9 protein-coding genes are annotated in these 18,549 nt (G+C 63.3%); 6 read left to right on the top strand and 3 right to left on the bottom strand.

All coding sequences use genetic code 11. The features are described from left to right. The first annotated feature begins 260 nt into the window (after positions 1 to 260). On the top strand, positions 261 to 1,262 hold the full coding sequence (locus HMPREF2919_RS03235; RefSeq protein ID WP_070541642.1) for a phosphotransferase: 1,002 nt from the start codon (positions 261 to 263) through the stop codon (positions 1,260 to 1,262). A 1,020-nt stretch (positions 1,263 to 2,282) separates the two neighbouring features. Here HMPREF2919_RS03235 and HMPREF2919_RS03230 read toward each other — a convergent pair. Both HMPREF2919_RS03230 and HMPREF2919_RS03225 read right to left on the bottom strand, forming a co-directional pair. Next, positions 2,283 to 7,037: an ATP-dependent DNA helicase gene (locus HMPREF2919_RS03230; RefSeq protein ID WP_070666191.1), complete on the bottom strand. Its 4,755-nt coding sequence runs from the start codon at positions 7,035 to 7,037 to the stop codon at positions 2,283 to 2,285. A 79-nt stretch (positions 7,038 to 7,116) separates the two neighbouring features. Beyond that, positions 7,117 to 10,980, bottom strand: a complete 3,864-nt coding sequence (locus HMPREF2919_RS03225; protein WP_070666190.1) for a UrvD/REP family ATP-dependent DNA helicase — start codon at positions 10,978 to 10,980, stop codon at positions 7,117 to 7,119. 171 nt (positions 10,981 to 11,151) lie between these two features. Here HMPREF2919_RS03225 and HMPREF2919_RS03220 point away from each other — a divergent pair, with 171 nt between their 5' ends. The 5 genes from HMPREF2919_RS03220 (at position 11,152) to HMPREF2919_RS03200 (ending at position 17,444) form a co-directional block, all read left to right on the top strand. Next, complete coding sequence (locus HMPREF2919_RS03220; RefSeq protein ID WP_012903182.1) at positions 11,152 to 11,847, top strand: 3'-5' exonuclease; 696 nt, start codon at positions 11,152 to 11,154, stop codon at positions 11,845 to 11,847. 151 nt (positions 11,848 to 11,998) lie between these two features. After that, the gene (locus tag HMPREF2919_RS03215) at positions 11,999 to 13,366 is read left to right on the top strand and encodes a threonine/serine exporter family protein (RefSeq protein ID WP_070666188.1); all 1,368 of its coding nucleotides are present in this window, start codon (positions 11,999 to 12,001) and stop codon (positions 13,364 to 13,366) included. A gap of 210 nt (positions 13,367 to 13,576) precedes the next feature. Beyond that, positions 13,577 to 14,926 (top strand): glutamate-1-semialdehyde 2,1-aminomutase, encoded by a 1,350-nt coding sequence (gene hemL / locus HMPREF2919_RS03210; protein WP_070666186.1) that lies wholly within the window; start codon positions 13,577 to 13,579, stop codon positions 14,924 to 14,926. Positions 14,927 to 14,958: 32 nt separating this feature from the next. Further along, positions 14,959 to 16,140 (top strand): hypothetical protein, encoded by a 1,182-nt coding sequence (locus HMPREF2919_RS03205; RefSeq protein ID WP_049349425.1) that lies wholly within the window; start codon positions 14,959 to 14,961, stop codon positions 16,138 to 16,140. Positions 16,141 to 16,271: 131 nt separating this feature from the next. Beyond that, positions 16,272 to 17,444, top strand: a complete 1,173-nt coding sequence (locus HMPREF2919_RS03200; RefSeq protein WP_049349423.1) for a hypothetical protein — start codon at positions 16,272 to 16,274, stop codon at positions 17,442 to 17,444. Positions 17,445 to 17,533: 89 nt separating this feature from the next. Here HMPREF2919_RS03200 and hemB read toward each other — a convergent pair whose 3' ends face one another. Continuing rightward, a complete protein-coding gene (hemB, locus tag HMPREF2919_RS03195) occupies positions 17,534 to 18,535 on the bottom strand; it encodes a porphobilinogen synthase (RefSeq protein ID WP_070666183.1) in 1,002 nt (333 codons plus the stop codon). Between the last annotated feature and the right edge of the window lie 14 nt (positions 18,536 to 18,549).

The following is an 18,549-nucleotide window of genomic DNA, read 5'->3' as shown; positions in this document are numbered from 1 at the left end:
GATATGCGGGCGCGCGAGGCGGTGATAGCCGGTCTTCCATTGTATTCTCCCAGAGTCCACCGGGGCTTCTTAGCCGTCGCTTCTTTCATTCAGGGCGTGAGGCGCTACCTATCTGGGGGCGTGCAAGTAGAAGCACGGATAGAGGTGAGGGAAGAAGCGCAGGCGGAAGCGTTTAGGCTTATCCACAAGTATCTTCACCACTTGGCATAAAGATCCCAAAAACTACTAAACGGCACACATTGGTTTGGTAACCTTAACCCGTGACTTTATCTCCCCTTCAGCTAGCAGCCATTGTCTCCGCCGGAGTGCCCGGGATTTACCCCGTCGGCGCCGAACCGGTCCGCGAAGACAGCGACGACTTCGACTCGGCAATCATCGCCGATTCCACCGGTCGCCGCTGGCGAGTGCGCGCCCCGCGCCGCCCCGACGCCAGCATGCGTCTGGAAGCTGAACACCTCATCCTGCAGTCGTTCAGCCCCGGCCTGCGCGCCCGACTGCCCTTCGCCGTACCCACCGTCGCCGGCACCGTACCCTACGCGGGCGGCAACGTGTTCGTGTACACGCACATCCCCGGCACCATCTACGACGTGGACCAGCTCGCCGAGCTGAGCCGCCGCGAAGTTGCGGCGAACCGCCCCTCCCTGGCGTCCATCATCGCCAAGGACATTGCGACCCTGCACGTGATGCCCGAAGACATCATTTACGAAGCCGATCTGCCCTCCTACTCTTCGGAGCAGATTCGTCTGCGCAAGAACGCCGAGCTCGAGCGTGCCGCCGCAACCGGCAAGGTGCCCGCCGACCTACTCGCACACTGGCGTACCGTGCTCTCCCCCGGACCCATGTGGCAGTTCCGCCCGCGCGTGGTCCACGGTGACATGGGGGCCGAGAACCTCGTACTGCACGTCACGCCCTCGACGGCGCGCATCGTGGAGGTCACCGGCTGGTCCGATGTGCACGTGGGCGACCCCGCGCAGGACTTCGCCTGGCTGTACTCCTGCCAGGACATCGACTTCACCGACGAGGCAATCGAGGTGTACCGCCAGCAGATGCCTCAGCTGCCCGACGCCTACCTGGCGCAGCGCGCGAACTTCTACGCGGAGTTCGCGATCGCCCAGTGGCTCACCCACACCGTGGAGGTTGGCGACCGCGACGGCGCAACCCACGCGGTGTCCATGCTCCTGGACATTCAGGACGACCTGCGCGCCTCCGGCGAACTGCTCGGACAGGAGGAGGTCGGCCCGCTAGTCGGCCCCACCGAGTAGGTATTGGGTCGGGTAGCTGTTAGGTTGCTACTTACCGCATAGGTTTTCGGTTCAGCTAGATTTTCAGTTCAGCCCCGCAGTACTGCGCTGCGGGGCTGAACTGTACCTACTGGGTTGTATATCCGCTGACTCGCGCCCGGTGAAACCTGCTCTCCTGACTGTCTGTCAAACCGACGGGATGATGCCTATAAGGGCTAGTGGAGGGGCTTTAGTGGGCTTTTTGCCGAAATTTCTTTAAGTGTTTCCCCTCACCTTTTGAGCACCAGTTTTGCATTTTTGTGCATGAATGACTCAGATTAAGGCTGAGACTTGAAGGTGCGCTAAAGGCGCCATTCACAATATTTCCCGGGTGCTAATACGCCACAAACCCACATGAACCAACTTTTGACCTCGGGAGTCCACAGAGTCTCAACTTCACCTTGAACTATGCTCAAAATAGTGCATTTTAGGGTAAAAACTTACCCTGTAGATTTTTTCAAAAACTCCTGGAATACTTTTGCTGTGCCGCGAGAATACCAGCGGACACACTCCCCATAGCGCACTGACCAGCGCTGATATCGTGGCAGCGATAAATTGGGGAGACAGATTGGACGGGACCCTGACCGGTCATGTCAGACCCGAGCCGGATTCATGCACCGCGCAACCAATCACCGATGGCAGAAATCTATAGAGTTACTTTCGAGGTTGTGTTTGAGAGTAAAGACGCACGCAAACCCCACGGGGCGCCGGCGGCGCGAGTGAGGCCGCGAGAGCGGCAGTCGTTCGGCGCGATTCTTTCCCGGAGCGTGCGAGGGCACGAAGTACCTCTATAGTTCTTCAGCGGCTGAGGACGCCTCATCACCCTAATGCAGTGGGGTGAAGAGGCGTTCTCTGCCATTAACCGCAGAAGTCCACGCAGAAAAGCAGCTCACGAGGCGCAATGCCTCCGTGAGCTGCTTTTCTGTATTCGGTTATTGGCTCAAGCTAACGCGCGAGCGCCGCCCGCCCGGCGCTGGGAGATTCGCTGTTGAGATCCGCTACCTAGCCCTTGCGCGCCTCGCGGATCACCTTCGCCAGCTGCGCCTCCGAGGGCAGGCCGCCGCGGATCTGGTGATCCCACACCTCCGCAACACCCTTGCCGCCCAGGTACACGAACACGGTGCTGATACGCTCCGGGTCCACGCCCATAATGCGGGAGAACGCGATGCGGTACAGGCCCAGCTGGAAGCGTCGAGACTGCATGGTCGACATCTTCGGGCGGGAACCGCTCTTCCAATCCACCAGCACCCAGCGTTCGCCGCCCTCGTCCTCGGTGCGGAACACCGCGTCGATACGGCCGCGCAGGCTTACGCCCTCGATGTGGGTTTCGACCGGGTATTCGACCGCCCAGATGCGGTCCTTCCACTCGTCGCTGCCCCACTCACTGTTGGCGAAGCGCTCCCAGAGGCGCTGAACGGAGGCGTCCAGTTCGCTCTCGGATTCCTCGAAGTCGTCCTCGAAGGTGAACTCGTCCTGTTCCTGCTGGTCAGCAGGATCTGCAGGCTCAGCGGGCGCGGCGGAGGCGGAGGCAGCAGCAGAAGCAGGCAGGTCAACGCCCACCGTGTCCTCCGCGTCGGGTGCCTCCAGCGGGTCAGCGCTCGACGCCACCCCGAAGTGCTCCTCAATTAGCGCGTGCACCGCCGTACCAATCGTTGCCGCGCGCGAGGGACGCTGAGGCACCGGGCGCATCAGCTGATGCACCGTGCCCTGCGGGTCCTCGCTCAGGCGAATGAACGTGGATGCGGACAGGTGCCCCGGCAGCTGATCGCTCAGCACCGGGTCGGTCTGACCCATCATGAGCAGTAGCAGGTCGGCTTCGCGTTCCCAGTCCACCGCCTGCTGACGCAGGGATTCGGGAATAGCGGACTCGCCGTGTACAGCGGATGCAGCGGGTTCGACGGGTGCAAGGTGGCTTGCGCTCTCCCCCGCTGCATCCCCGCTCTGGTGCAGATTATCCTCCCCCGCGCCAACGGCGAGCTCCACCGCCAGGGCGGCGCGCTCCACCGCCTCACGACGGCTCGAGGAGTTAATCGCAATCTCACGCTCCAGTTGCTCATGCTGGCCGCGACGAAGCACCGCCTCCGTGCCCCGGTTGAGGGCATCGTCAGAAGCCCAACGCCAAATCACGGGGCGCTCCAGCGGATCAAAAGGCCACATGGCGGTCAGCACCGCACCCAGGTTCGGGTTCCTGTCCTCGTAGTTCTTCTGGGCGAACTGGCCGCGCACCTCAATCGGCAGCGCCGCCGCCACCGTCGGCGAGAAACCGGGCTGAGGCGGTTGCGCCTCACGCCATTTCTCCCGCTCGGTGGCTTCGATAATCCATTCGGGCACCGGCAGGTTCAGGCGGGTACAGTTCTCCGCCACCGTGCGTGCTCGTACGGAAGGAGCCGCCAGCTGCCAATCCTGCGCGAGGGCAGGAGCCATGGCCTCAACCAGCGCCCACGCGTAGCGTTGCACCTGCTCGGCGTAGGTTGCCCGAGCATTCGCGCGCGCCTCCGCCTGTACGGGGGTGAGCTCGTCGGCGTCTACGGGGTAGAGTTCCAGCTCTTCCAGCAGTGCCGCCTCATCGGGGGCGGGCGGCAGGTTCGAGGGATCCACGACCGTACCGTGCACCAGGGTCACCGGCTCCGCCAGGCGGTACTTCGACTCAGCCAGCTGCTCAGCCCAGCGGCGCACATGGTTCAGGTGCACCTTCTTGCGCTTATCGGCGGGGTTCGGCATCGTGTACGACAGGCCCATGCCCACCAACTGCGGCGCTGCCCAGGGGGTATCCATTGTCTCTTCGAAATGCAGAGAGGGCGCATCCAGACCCACGAACGGGTTGAAGAGCATCTTCAGCAGCTCCTCCCAGAAGGGCTGCACCGGCAGGGGGAGCATAGCGGCGCTCTTCCAGCGGTAGGCGCTCAACGCCAGCAGGTTACGGGCACGGGTCATCGCCACGTACATGAGGCGGCGGTCCTCCATGCCGGCATGCTCGGCGGCATCATCCTTGTGCTCGGCCAGGTAGTCTTCCAGGTCCTTCGCCTTCTCGAAGGCGGTAATCTCCTCCGGGGTCTCAAGGATCGAGGGAAGGTACTCGCGGTCGCCACGCAGCGGCCAGGGCAGCGCCGTATTAGCCGACATCTGCCACAGGTTCGGGGTCTGCCCGCCGGTGGCGCTACCGCACAGGCCCGGCAGAAGCACGTGATCCCACTCCAGGCCCTTCGCGGCGTGCATGGTCATCAGCTGCACCGCGTTCGGGTCAGGTTCCACAGTGCCCAGCGCCAGGCCCTTCTCCTCATCATCGGCACGTTCAAGCCACGCGAGGAAACCCATCACGTAGCTCACGCCGCCCGAAGACAGCAGGAAGCGGCGCGCACCCGGGTCGCCCTCCTCCGCGCTCACGCCGTCAGAACCGGCGTAAATCATCGCGTTAATACGAGGCGCCGACATGCCGTAGGCGGCGGCCACCTCGTGGAAAGCGTCCAGGTTCGCGCGTGAACCCAGCGGGTCGGTACCCGGGCGGACTGCCAGCTCAATATCCAGCAGCATGGTCCGCTCAATCTCGTACAGAAGCGTGCCCAAATCCTCGCTCAAACCGGCACGCAACACGCGCATCTGCTCCGCAAAAGCACGCAGACGCTCCAGCGCCGCCGAGGAGAAACGGCGGCCGCGATACTGCTCACCGTAGAGCGGTTCGCCGTCCGCGCCGTCCTGCGGCAGGTTCTCCACCGCCTCAATCAGGGAGGCGTAGCCGGAAGAATCCTCCACCGCACCCTTGAGGGTTTCGTCCAGGCGCTCCTGGGCGGCACGCAGGTGCTCCGTCTGCAGGTTGATAGCAGCTGCGTCGTCAGCGTCTTCCGCCTCGGCGAGCATACGCAACGCCATCTGCTCGCGCAGGGCACGCTCACGCTCACGCACCAGCGACTGCGCCCAATCACCCAGCGCCAACATATCCGCCGCACCCAAACGCCAACGCGCACCCGTCAGCAGGCGCGCCAGAGCATCCGAACGGTTCGGATCAGCCAGCACACGCAACGCCGACACCAAATCCACAACCTCCGGTTGGGAAAGCAAACCGCCCAAACCCACCTGCTGCACCGGAATACCCAGACGCTCGCACTCCACACGAATCGGGTCCAGCTGACCGTGCACACGCGCCAACACCGCAATCTCAGGCATCTTCAAACGCGGACGCACCGAACCATCGCCGGAACGATGCGCCGCGTAGGCGCGCTCATACTCGCGCACCGCCTGCGCACGCATCGCCGCAATACGCTCGGCAATAGCCACAGCCTCCTCGCGGTCAGAGTCGTGGTACGTCAAATCAACGCGCCCCACCATGCCCGCGGCAGCCTGCTCAAAGGCGGGTGAACCAGGCTCCCCCACCAGGGCGCAGCGCGGGCGCAGGTCAGGAACCTGAGCGGCGGTAATATCGCCGTCGGCGGCACGCACCCACTCGGGAACCTCCTTCAGCTTCTCCGCCACGTGGTTCGCCGCGTTCAGCACCGAAATGTCGTTACGCCACGCGATGGACAGGAACAGCGGCTGCACATGCTTAGTCGGGAAATGACGGTAGAAGCTGAACATCTGGCCGTCCGAAGCGCCACGGAAACCGTAAATCGACTGCTTCGGGTCACCCACAGCCATCACCGGATGCGCCGGAATACCCGCCGCCTCATCGGCACCGTAAATCGAGGAGAACAAGCTCATCTGCGCGTGCGAAGTGTCCTGGAACTCGTCCAGCAGAACCACCTTGAAGCGGGCACGCTCACCCTCGCGAATCGCCGGGTCAGCCTCCGCAATGCGGGCGGCAAAACGCATCAGGTCACCAAAATCCAGCACCTGCATACGCGCCTTCACGCGGGCATAGCTCATCACCATGCGCGCGTACACTCGGCGGTTACGCAGCAGACGCTGAACCTTCAGGATGTCCTTCTCAGTCTTCGTCTCACGGCGAGGCTCGGGCACCGCCGCGTACGCCGCCAACTGCTCGGTGCAGAAGTCAATAACCTGTTGCGGCTCCACCAGGTGCTCCGCGCACTCGTCAGAAAGCTGCAGCATCTGGTTAATCATGGTCGCCGCAGAGACCGGCACGCCGTCCTTATCGAGGGGAAGCTCCCCCTCCCAGTACTGCACAATCTGCGCGGCAAGCTGCCACTTCTGCGCATCGCCAAGCATCTGCGCGTCCTGCTCCACGCCCAGGCGCAGACCGTACTCCTTGACGAGGTTATTCGCGTAAGAGTGGTAGGTGAGCACGGTCGGGTCAGCGATGCCCTCACGTAGCTCCTCATCGCTCGGGGCGACGCGGCGGCTACGGCGCAGCGTGTTCAGACCGGCGCGCATACGGCTGCGCAACTCGGTTGCCGCCTTGCGGGTAAAGGTCACGCCAAGCACCTCTTCAGGGCGCACAAAACCGTTATCGACCAGCCAAATCACGCGGTCGACCATGGTCGCGGTCTTACCCGAACCGGCGCCCGCAATGACGAGGGTCGGGGCGGGACCCGCCTCAATCATGCGGACCTGCTCGGGGGTCGGCTTCTTACCGTCCGCGCCGTTGAGCATCTCGGCAATATCGAGGGCACTGCGGTAGTCGGCAGGCTTCAGCGCGGGGTCGTTCGCGGCGGCTTCAGCCGAGAAGAGCATGCCGTTGGGCAGTTGCCAGTTATTGTGCTCGCACCACTGGGCGGGGGTGAGCATGCCGGTGCCAGAACCGGGGTGAGCGCCGGGGTTAGTAGCGCTCTGCATATCAGCGCTATATGCGCCAGAGTCAGTCATGATTCCTCTTCCTCATGGATCATTCTCATGGGAGGTTCGGGGTGAGTGATATCGAAAGTAAACGTAGGGTACGCGGCTACTAGGGCTGAGTCACCTGACGGCCGCGCGTACAAATCGGGCAGATCTCCGGCAGACGGCACCCATAGCCGCCCTCACGGTGACGAGTCTGCACCTGCGAGCCAGCAATCAGCTCCGCGGCGTGCTGCACCAGCTCAGCCGCCCACGAATCGTGCTCCGTCAGTGCCGGCTGAACCTGCAGACGAGTCTTGCTCTCGTCGTTCACGCCCGAGGCGCCCAACTGCACGAGCGCCGCGCCTGCGGAATGACCCGTGTAGCCGGTGTACTCCAGCTCCTGGGGGCGGGCATCCGGTAGCGGTTCGCCCGCCTCCAGGGCGGCGGCTTCGGCGCGGTAACGCTCCTCCAGCTGCGCACCGGCGCCAGCCTCCACCGCAATCTGGTAGGCGGCAAGCTGCGGATGCGTCTCCATCTCCGAGCCGGTCGGCTTAGACTTGCCGGTTTTCAGATCGACAATGGCGTAGCGGCGGGTGCCGTCCTCCGCCGGGGCGGTACCCTCGAGGCGGTCCACACGACCGGTGAGCAGCGCATCCAGCTCGCCAACCTCACCGGCGGGGTCGAAGGGCACGGGCACACGCACCGCGAAGGAGCCTTCAACACCGAGGTTCTGCCAGCCGGCGTCGCCCATGTGCTGACGGTAGTAGTAGCTCAGGCGCAGAATCATGCGCTTGGCGCGCTCGTAGAGGGCGTAGGATTCCCAGGGCACGCGCTCGCGGTACTCTTCATCGGTCTCATCGTCCTTGCGGGCGGGCACGCCGAGGGAGCTAATGCGCTCGTCGAGGGCGGTTTGGAGCTCTTCGAGGGTGCCGGTCGGGTACTCCTCGGCGATGGCGTGAACGAGCGTTCCGAGCGAGCGGGACAGGTCGGTTTGGGCTTCCGCGCGGGCGGCGGAAACCAGCCAGTCCAGCGGGGAGCTGTGGATGGTTTCCAGGCGCGAGGGCGAAAGCGTAATCGTGCGGCGGCCGGGGTTTTCAGCCTGTTCTTCGCCGTCTTCGCCATGGTTTTCGTCCAGCTCAGCGTGGTCTGCCGGGCGGTGGGCAAAGAGCAGCTCCGTGCTAGAAAGCGGTAGCAGACCCCACCACTCGTCGGGTGCGGCGCCGGGTGCCTGGGCGTTCGCCAGACGCGCCAGAGTGCGGGAGGCGGCATCGAGTCGGTACGCGGAAGCCTCCGGGGTGGGCGCCTCTTCCGGCGCGTTGTGCATTGGCGCGCCGTTCTGCTGTGTGTCCTCCTGCTGGGCGTCTTCGGCACGCATCGCGTTCATCGATTCCTCAACGAGGGTGCGGCGAAGCTCCGCCACGAGGGAACGCAGGGTGGCGGGGCGGCGCACGCGGGTGATGGGCACGTCCGTGGATTCGCCAACCGCGTCGGTGGGTAGCACGAAGTCGAAGAACTCGCCGGGTGCCTGATCGTCATTGCGTACGGCGGTGAGCACGAGGCGGGTGCTGGCTCGGGTGGCGGCGACGGCGAACATGCGCAGCTCGTCGTGGCGGGTGTCGCGCACGCGTTCGGGGTAGCTGCGGATGCGGGCGGGCGGCACAGGCTGCTCGCTCTCCCCCGCATGTTGTTCTGCCTGCTGGGCGCGCTGGCGGAGGCGTGCATCGCACAGGTCCGTAAGGTCGCCGGTGCTCAGCAGGGAGCCTCGCACGGTGGTGTTGGGCCAGGTTCCTTCCTGCAGACCGCATACATATACGGTGCGCCAGGACTGACCTGCGGCGAGCGCGGGGGTGAGAATCTCGACCGCGTCTTGGCGTACGCCGCGGGCGGCGAGGGTGTCCATGGGCAGGTCCTGCGCGTCGATGAAGTCGAGGAACTGCTCAGCACCGGCGCCGTGCATCTGCTCGTCGAATCGGTCGGCGGCTTCAAAGAGGCCGATCATGGCGTCGAGGTTGCGGTGGGCCGCGTCGGCATCGGGGCCTGCGCCGCGCGACTGGGCGACCCAGGTCTTTTCGAGGCCGCTGGCTTCCCAGAGCGCCCAGAGCACTTCGGTGCTGGTGGATTCGGGGCGGGCGAGTGCTTTACGTCCGGCGGAGAGCACGGCTGCGATACGGTGCACGGCGCGTCCTACGCCCTCTTCGGGGAGGGTTTCGGGGTGTAGCAGGGCGCCGAGGAGCAGGTCGTCGCTGGGTCGGTGTCCACCGCTTTGCAGTTCGATGGATCGTAGCTGCTGGCGGAGTCGTCGCACGTCCATGCTGGATGCGCCGCCGAGCCGGGAGGTGAGCAGGGTGATGGCGCTCTGCGCGCCGCCGAGGGGGTTGGCGCGGCTTTCTTCGGCGATGACGTCGTCGAGGCTTCGGCGCATGAGCTCTTCAGCTTCGGTGGCGCTGAGGGTTTCGTAGCCGCCACGCTCCGCTGCCTCCGTACCTTCTGCACCTTCTGCGGCGAGCATATGCACGGCGGGGTTCAGCGCCTTCTCGCCGCGCTTGCGTGCGTAGACGAGCAGGCTGAGCGCGTCGAGGAAGGGGCGTACGGCGGGCTCGTCGCGCACCGGCACGAGCGCCGCGGAGGTACGCGAGGGAATACCGTTCGAGGAGAGCACGCGGCGGATGCGCGCCACGTCCGCGCTGCTACGCACGATGATGGCGGACTCGCGGTAGGGGTGGTTGCCGTAGATGCGTTCTTCGAGCAGCATTTGGGCGATGAGGTTCGCCTCGTCCTGAGAGCTGGAAAGCGCATACTTATACACGCCAGCGGGTGCGGTGCGGTAGTGCGCGGGGTCGAGGATTTTGCCGTCGGCACCCAGGTGCAGCAGCGGTTCGTCGGCGGCGCCCCAGGTGAGGGCTTCATCGGCGGGGGTGGTGTTGATGCGTCCGAAGGTTGCGGGCGCACCGTTCTTTACCCCCTCCTGCGCGCTGTTCTTCTCCCCTGCCTGTTCGGCGGTGAGCGGCACGAACCGGGTGTAGCGCGGCAAGCGGCGGCGAATGTCCGCCACGAGCGGCATCATGAGCGCGGGCAGGCGGTACGAGGTGGTGAGCGTGCGGGTGCGCATGCTCGGGAAGCTTGCCTGCAGGGTGGTGACGAGGTCGGGGCGGGCGCCTCGGAAGCCCTGGACGACGGCTTCATCGCTGTAGGTCATGACAACCCGAGGGCCTTCAGCGAAGAGGTCGGGGTGGGTTTCGGTCAGGTGCGCGGCGTCTGCGGGGGCGACTTCGGCGGCGATGAGGCGCAGTAGCCGGTAGATGGAGGGGCTGAGTTCCTGCACGTCGTCGATGAGGATCAGGTCGTAGCGGCGGCGTTCTTCGGCGAGAAATTCGGGGGCACGCAGCAGTAGCCGGCAGGCGTCGTTGATGAGTACTGCCGGGTCGTAGGCGTTTTTGGCGCGGAGGGCTCGCACGGCACGGTATTCGGTGTGCAGTTGGGCGAGGGCGTGCCAGGCGGGCTGGTTGTGTTCGGTGGCGAGGGCGTGTACGTCTTCGGCGGTGAGGTCGTATTCTGCCATGCGGTCGAAGAAGTCGCGGATTTCGTGGCGGAATCCGCGGGTTGCGAGGGCGTCGCGGAGTACGTCGGGCCAGGCGGGGCCGGGTGCGATGCCTTCGGCGTGGTTGGCGAGTAGTTCGCCGATGATGACGTCTTGTTCGGGGCCGGAGAGGAGTTTGAGGTTGCCTTCTACGCCGCTGAGCAGCCCCCGGGTTTGGGCTCGTTTGAGCAGGTCGAAGGCGTATGCTGCCCAGGCGCGGGTGGGTGCTACGGAGAGGCTGCGGTCGCTGGAGGCGGCGATGGTGTCTCGCATGCGGGTCGCAGCGGTGCGGGTGGGTGCGAGGATGAGCAGCCGGGCGGGGTCGTTCCCGTCGGCGAGGTAGCGCAGGGCGCGTTCGGTGAGGTGATGGGTTTTACCGGTTCCGGGGATGCCGGTGAGAAGTTGGGTTGTCATGGTTTCAGTCTATCGGCTGTAGCGCGGTTGTACCTTGTGGGTGGTCATGTGGGCTCGTCAGCTGCTTATGTGCCGCCTCGGTGACTTAATATGCCGCCCCGCCGAGGGTTTATCCACAGCCGCGTGACAACCGGGCGCGCGCCCGCACCGCCGCTGGGTTAGTCTTATAGCATGACCTGGATGAACGGCCTGCGCGCCACTTTTGACCTTGAAACCACCGGTGTGGACGTCACCACCGCCCGCATCGTGACTGCTTCCCTGATCCTGCTGGACCCTCAGGGTAATGTGGTGCGCCGTGGCGAGTGGCTGGCCGACCCCGGCGTTGAGATCCCCGCCGGTGCCGCCGCCGTGCACGGTATTACGACCGAGTACGCGCGTGAGCACGGCCGTCCCGCCCGCGAGGTCGTGTGGGAGCTTGCCGGAGCGATTGGTGCGCTGAACCTTGACGGCGTGCCGATTATTGCATTCAACGCCGCCTACGATTTTTCGGTACTGCACCACGAGATGCTACGCCACAATATTGCCAACGGTGAGCTGCCGCCGGGTGTGGTGCTCGACCCGTATGTTCTGCATAAGCACGTGATTCCGCGTAAGCGCGGCAAGCGCACCCTTGAGGTCCTTGCCGCCGAGTACGGTGTCTCCCTGGAGAATGCGCACACCTCCGCTGATGATGCCCTGGCTGCGGAGCGCCTGCTCGTCAAGCTCACCGAGCAGTTCCCCGAGGTTCTCAACGTGGATGCGCGCCAGCTGCACGAGCAGCAGATTCAGTGGGCGGCCGAGCAGGCGGCGAGCTTCCAGGCGTGGTTGCGCACGCAGCCGGGTAAGGAATCTGAGGTCATTGACGGCCGCTGGCCGGTGCGCCGCTAAACCTGCGCCGCTAAAAACCTAGGTAGCGCCCCAATTACTTCTCCTTTGCTGACGGGCTGACACTATCCCCGCTTGGGCTTCTCCCCTATGCTAGATAAGGAACCACACCTACACGAATAGCACGTGAATAGCACGACCCGGAAGGCCTCTCATGGATGATCAGCCCCGCACTACCGAGCCGTACCCTGACACTAATACGCGCAGTATTTATCTGGGGTCTACCCGTCTGGCTCATGAGCACCTGGTGGCGCAGTCGCAGGTGGTGCTCCGCCTGGGCCGCATCCTGATGAAGTCGGGTGCGAGCGCATACCGTATTAAGGCGTCGATGGCGCGTTTGGCAAAGGCTGTGGGGTTGAAGGAGCATCACGCGCAGGTGACCTTCACCGAGATTTCGACCTCTTCGTACACGGAGGGTAATTTCCGTACCGAGGTCGCTGAGCAGCGCACGATGGGCATTAACGCTCATAAGCTGGATCAGTTGGGTAAGTTCATTTCTGAGCTTCCTGAAAAGATCACCCCTGCGGAGGCGAATGCTGAGCTTGACCTTATTGATTCGGCGAAGCCTCTGTACACCCGCTGGATGTTGGCGCTGGCGTCGGCGGTGGCGTGTGCCGGGTTCGCGTTCTTGAACCGTGGCGGTCTGGTGGAGTGCACGGTGGTGTTCTTCGCGGCGGGTGCCGGCCAGTTTTTGCGTTCGACCCTGCTCAAGCGCGGGGTGAGCCATTTGGCAACGTGGATGGCGTGCGGCTTCCTGGCGGCGGGCCTGTACATTGCGATTGTTAATGTGCTGGTCGCGGTGGGTTGGATTAGCCCGAACCATATGATTGGTTTCATTTCGTCGGTACTGTTCTTGGTGCCCGGTTTCCCCATGGTGACGGGCATGCTCGATATTTCCCGCATGGACTTTTTGGCGGGTATTTCGCGTCTAACCTATGTGGGTTTGTTGTTGCTGAGTGCGTCATTTGCGGTGTGGGTTTTGGGTTCACTCTTCCACCTGCCGTTGGCGGCTCCTGCGCCTCTTAACCTTGACCCGACCCTGTATTTGGTGTTGCAGGTGCTTTCCTCGGGTGTTGCGGCGGCTGGCTTCGCGATGCTTTTTGCCGCTTCCCCGGTGGCGTGTGTGTGGGGCGGCGTGATTGCAGCGGTGGCGAACCCCATCCGTATTCATATGGTGGAGGCGGGTATGCCCGCGCATATGGCAGCGACGATTGCCGTGTTTGGTGTGGGTATTTTGGCTGAGATTGTGGCGCCGCTGCATCAGCGTAAGTACACCCGTATTTCCCTGTCGGTTCCGGCGGTGGTGACGATGGTTCCGGGTGTTCCGTTCTACCGTTCGATGTCGCATTTTGCTAGCGGTGACATGTACTCGGCGGCAAGCGGTTTCGTGCAGTCCCTGCTGATTTTCATGGCGTTGGGTATGGGCCTGGCCTTCGTGCGTCTAATCTTCGACAAGAACTGGCTGTTCGATCAGGACACCCAGGTTCTGAACCGCCTGGATACCGACCGGCACCTGCGTTAGCGCGTTGCGCGTCCTCTCTGTTCCCTAACTTGTCTGTTGTGTTTTATCGTCACCTTTCGGTACGTTCAGGTGCTTGTCACCTGCGGTTCATCTGTAGCGCCTATGATGGTTAGGGTACGGGACGTTAGCGGCGCGAGGGCTCTGCCGCCCGGCACGCCTCGTCCCCTGTAATTCTTGAATTCGCCGTCTCGTTTGAAAGGCACCGATACGATGACTCTCTCCCCCACCCACCCGCTACACCACGAAGCCAGCGAGAAGCTATTCGAGCGTTCCCGCGCGGTGATTCCCGGCGGCGTGAACTCCCCGGTGCGCGCCTTCAACTCCGTGGGCGGCACTCCTGCGTTTGCGGCGAAGGCTAAGGGCCCCTACCTGTACGACGCGGACGGCAACGAGTACGTTGACCTGGTCTGCTCCTGGGGCCCGTCGATTCTGGGCCACGCGCACCCGCAGGTCGTGGAGGCCGTTCAGCAGGCCGCCGCGCGCGGCCTGTCCTTCGGTGCGGCGAGCGCCCCCGAGGCGGAGCTGGCCGAGCTGGTCATCAACCGCATTAACGCCGCGATCCCCGGCGCGATTGAGCAGGTGCGCATGGTGTCCACAGGTACCGAGGCGACCATGACCGCGATTCGCCTGGCCCGCGGCGTGACCGGCCGCGACAAGATTATTAAGTTTGCTGGCTGCTACCACGGCCACGTGGATGCGCTGCTCTCCGAGGCCGGTTCGGGCGTGGCAACCCTGGCGCTGCCGGGTTCTGCCGGCGTGACTGCCGCGACCGCCGCCGAGACCATCGTGCTGCCCTACAACGACCTGGATGCCGTGCGAGAGGCCTTCGAAACCCACGAGGGTCAGATTGCCGCCGTCATCACCGAGGCGGCCCCCTGCAACATGGGCGTGGTCGCCCCCGAACCCGGCTTCAACCGCGGCCTGCACGAGATTGCCCACGCCAACGGCGCGCTCGTCATCTTTGACGAGGTGCTGACCGGTTTCCGCGTCTCCTCTGCCGGTTACTGGGGCTACGCCGCCCCCGAGGACGGCGGCTGGGTTCCCGATATTTTCACCTTCGGCAAGGTCATCGGCGGCGGCATGCCCATCGCGGCCCTGGCCGGTAAGCGCCGCATCATGGAGTACCTGGCCCCGGTCGGCCCGGTCTACCAGGCCGGCACCCTCTCGGGTAACCCGCTGTCGGTAGCCGCCGGCATTACGACCCTGACCCTGGCCGATGAGGAGGTCTACAAGACCCTGGATGCCCGCAGCGCCCAGCTGCGCCGAGCCCTGACCGAGGCGTTCGCCGCCGCCGGTGTGGACCACTCCATCCAGAACGCCGGTAACCTCTTCTCGGTGGCCTTCGGCACCTCCGAGAAGGGCGTGCACAACTACGCGGATGTCAAAGCCTCGGCCACCAACCGTTACACCGCGTTCTTCCACTCGATGCTGGAGTCCGGCGTGTACCTGCCGCCGAGCGCGTTCGAGGCCTGGTTTGTCTCTGCCGCTCACGATGACGCGGCCATGGACCGCATCATCTCGGCTCTTCCGGCTGCCGCAGCTGCTGCCGCATCCGCGTAGGAGTTTGAGAGACGTAAGGAGGTGAGCCGCTCATGGATCTGAGCGCTCTGGGACTGCCTATGGAGCAGCTACGCGACGTGTGGCTGATCGCCTTCATGGTGTACCTGGGCTTGTGCCTGCTGGTGGATATCGCCTACCCGGTGCCCATCAAGAAGGAGAAGGCAGCCGAACTGTACCTTGAGGTGTCCGGCTCGCCCGTTGATGAGGCGCGCCGCGCCACCGCGGAACGCACCGCGATGGGTGCGCCGCTGAGCTCCTCCCGCAAGGGTAGCGCCACGAAGAAGGCGAAGAAGAAGCTGGATTCTATTGAGGGCGCCGGCGTGTTTAGCGGCTGGTTCCACGTGGTCATGTACCTGTGGGGCTGGATTGTGGCGGTCTCTATCTTCACCCTGTACTGGGATATCGTGTACGACGGTGTTGTACTACCGGCGCTGATTCTGCCGTTCCTCATGGTGTACCTGGGTGCGCGTATTGGCCGCCGTCAGTGGCGTGCAGTTCGCGGATACAGCAAGGACGACCGTGTGCTGGGCATGCCGCGCATCTACTCGGCGACGCTGGGTAAGCTGAGCGCACCGTTCCGTGTGCGCGGCACGGTGCCGGGTGTAGAGCCGATCCGTGACGACCGCACCGCCTACTGGATCCTCGGCGGTATTGCGTTCCTGCTCGCCTCGGTCTTCCTGGTTTCGTTGGCGGGCTGGAGCATTGACGAGGATTGGGAAGCGATCTATATCGGTCACGCATCCTGGTTCTTGCTGGCGGCGGGCGTTCTGCTGATTATCATATTGCTGATGCGTAGCCGCGATTACGTGCTGTACAACCCGGATTCGTTCCAGGCTGGGCGTCTGCTCCTTCCGGCGAAGTCCCGCCCCTACTCTGAGGTTCGCGCATTCCGTGTGTACCCGAAGAACCCGGACGCTATCAAGCTGAACCCGAAGGACGCGAGCCAGTGGACGCTGGAGATTCTGCTCCCCGGCGGCCGCAAGCACGACTATTCGCTGAATGAGCACCAGATTGATTGTTTGGTGGCGCAGATTGCGTTCAATATTGAGCAGGGACGCTGGGCGCAGCTGGATTCGCCGGCGGACCGTGAAATGTTGGCGAAGTACTTCGTGGACGGCCGCGTGATCTGCACGACCATGGGGTACAAGCCTGCCGGTAAGCATGCGGAGGAGGCGGCACGCCGCGCGTCCTTCCAGAAGGCGCAGTACAAGTAAACCTGTAGCCTACATACCGCGAGAAGCCACATGTGTTTCGAGAAGCCACGTTTTATGTTGCTTTTCGAAACACATGTGGCTTCTCAGCACCGTAGACACACCATCACCGATACCCGTAGAGAGGACAATTCATGGAGCTAAGCGCTTTTGGGATACCCCTAGAGCCGTTGCGCTACATATGGCTCATCGCCTTTATCGTTTACATAGGGTTATGCATAGTACCCGCTATCACTCACCCCGCAACAATCAGCACGGAAAAGGCGAAGGAGCTCTACATCGCCCGTTACGGCTCCCCCGTCAACAATGCAATGAGGTATGCCGAACGTCGTTCCCTGGAGGGTAACCCGCTACCAAAACATAAACTGCGCTCTAACCTCACCCGTGCCCGCAAAGAAATCGATAGCGTATACGGTATCTCCTCGATTGAGGCGTGGTTCCACGTGCTCATGTATGTGTGGGCATGCCTTGTCGCACGGTCCATCTTTCGTCTGTACACAGATATTGCCCATAATGGCATTCTGCTACCGGCTCTGTTGTTGCCGTTCTACATGGTGTTCGTGGGTGCACGTTCAGGTCGCCGCACTTGGCGTAAAGCCCGCAGCATCGATACGGATGACATGACAGCCGGGTTGCCTCAAATCTATAGCACAGCGTTGATGCGTCTCAACGTTTTTGCTGTGCCGAATGGGGCTCATCCTCAAGCTAAACCGGTTCGGGCAAAGAATGATTTCTACGTTGAAACCCACTTTGTGTTGGTTGTGGCTCTCATCGTCTTCTTCTATTCGCTTGTCGGTTGGACAGTTCTAGGTGTTCAGCCAATGCCCATTGGTGGAGCTTCCATAACGCTGGCAATTGTTACCACCGTAACTGCAGTAACTCGGTGGGTTTATATGAGGCGGTACCTGCTGTTCAACCCCGACTCGTTCTACGTCGGGCGGCTTTTCCTACCCGCGAAGAAGTACAGATACACCGATATTGAGGAGTTCTGCGTCTTCCCGAAGAACCCCGAACAGATCAAGCCGACCTTCTACGAGCCCTCGCAGTGGCAGATAGAAATCAAGGTGCCGTCCAGAATCCCGCCGAACCTTGCCAAGCGTATGCCGTGGCTGCGCAGGCACATTGTGGCGGTACACGATGAGCGGGTCGTCTGCCTGACCTCCCAGGTTGCGTTCTACCTGGAGCAGGAACGCTGGGCGGACCTGCGCTCCCCCGCCGACCGCGAAAAGCTCGCGGAATACTTCACCAACGGCAACGTTGTGTGTACCTCCCTCGGGTACAAGCCAGTCAGCGAAGAACAATCATAAACGGCGAGAAGCCACATGTGTTTCGAGAAGCCACATAAGACGTGGCTTTTCGAAACACATGTGGCTTCTCAGCGTCTAACAGGGAGGGGTTAGGCGTCCAGCTCGCGCAGCCAGCCTGCCGCCTCCGTACCGTAATAGGTCAGAATAACGTCCGCACCGGCGCGGTGAATCGAACGCAGCGACTCCAGCACCACAGCCTTACGGTCAATCCAGCCGTTCGCCGCAGCCGCCTCAATCATCGCGTACTCACCCGACACCTGGTACGCCGCCACCGGCACCGGCGAAAACTCCGCCACCTCACGCACAATATCCAGGTAGCTGCCGGCAGGCTTCACCATCACCATATCCGCGCCCTCCTCCAGGTCAGCGCGCACCTCCAGCAGCGACTCGCGGCGGTTCGCCGGATCCTGCTGATACGTCTTACGGTCGCCCTTGAAGGTCGACTCTACCGCGTCACGGAACGGACCGAAGAACGCCGAAGCGTACTTTGCCGAATACGCCAGAATCGACACATCCTCAAAGCCTGCCTCGTCCAGGGCGGCGCGCATTGCGGCAATCTGGCCGTCCATCATGCCCGAGGGCGAAACGGTGTGCGCACCCGCGCGAGCCTGCGAAACCGCCATCTTGCAGTACAGCTCCACGGTCTGATCGTTATCCACCACGAGCGTACCGTGGCCGTCATCAACCAGCACGCCGCAGTGGCCGTGGCTCGTAAACTCATCCAGGCAGGTATCAGCCATAACCACCAGGTCGTCGCCGAACTCCTCACGGCACACGGCAATCGCGCGGTTCAGGATGCCCTGCGGATCCCAGGCGGTCGAGCCAACCTCGTCCTTATCCTCATCGCGGGGAATGCCGAACAGGTCAATGCAGCGGATGCCCGCCTCGTACGCCTCACGCACGGCGGGGATGATGCTCTCCAGGGTGTGCTGGTACTGACCGGGCATCGAACGAATCGGCTGCGGCTCGTCGATGCCGTCGCGAACGAAGAACACCTGAATCAGCTGCGCGGGGCGCAGGGTGGTCTCGGCGACGAGGGAGCGCATGGCTGCGGTGGTGCGCAGGCGGCGCGGGCGGCGGGTGAGGTTCATGATCTCTCCTGAAA

It is taken from the genome of Rothia sp. HMSC068E02, from assembly GCF_001813565.1.
Lineage (GTDB): Bacteria > Actinomycetota > Actinomycetes > Actinomycetales > Micrococcaceae > Rothia.
This window is presented reverse-complemented; position numbering and strand designations above follow the sequence as displayed.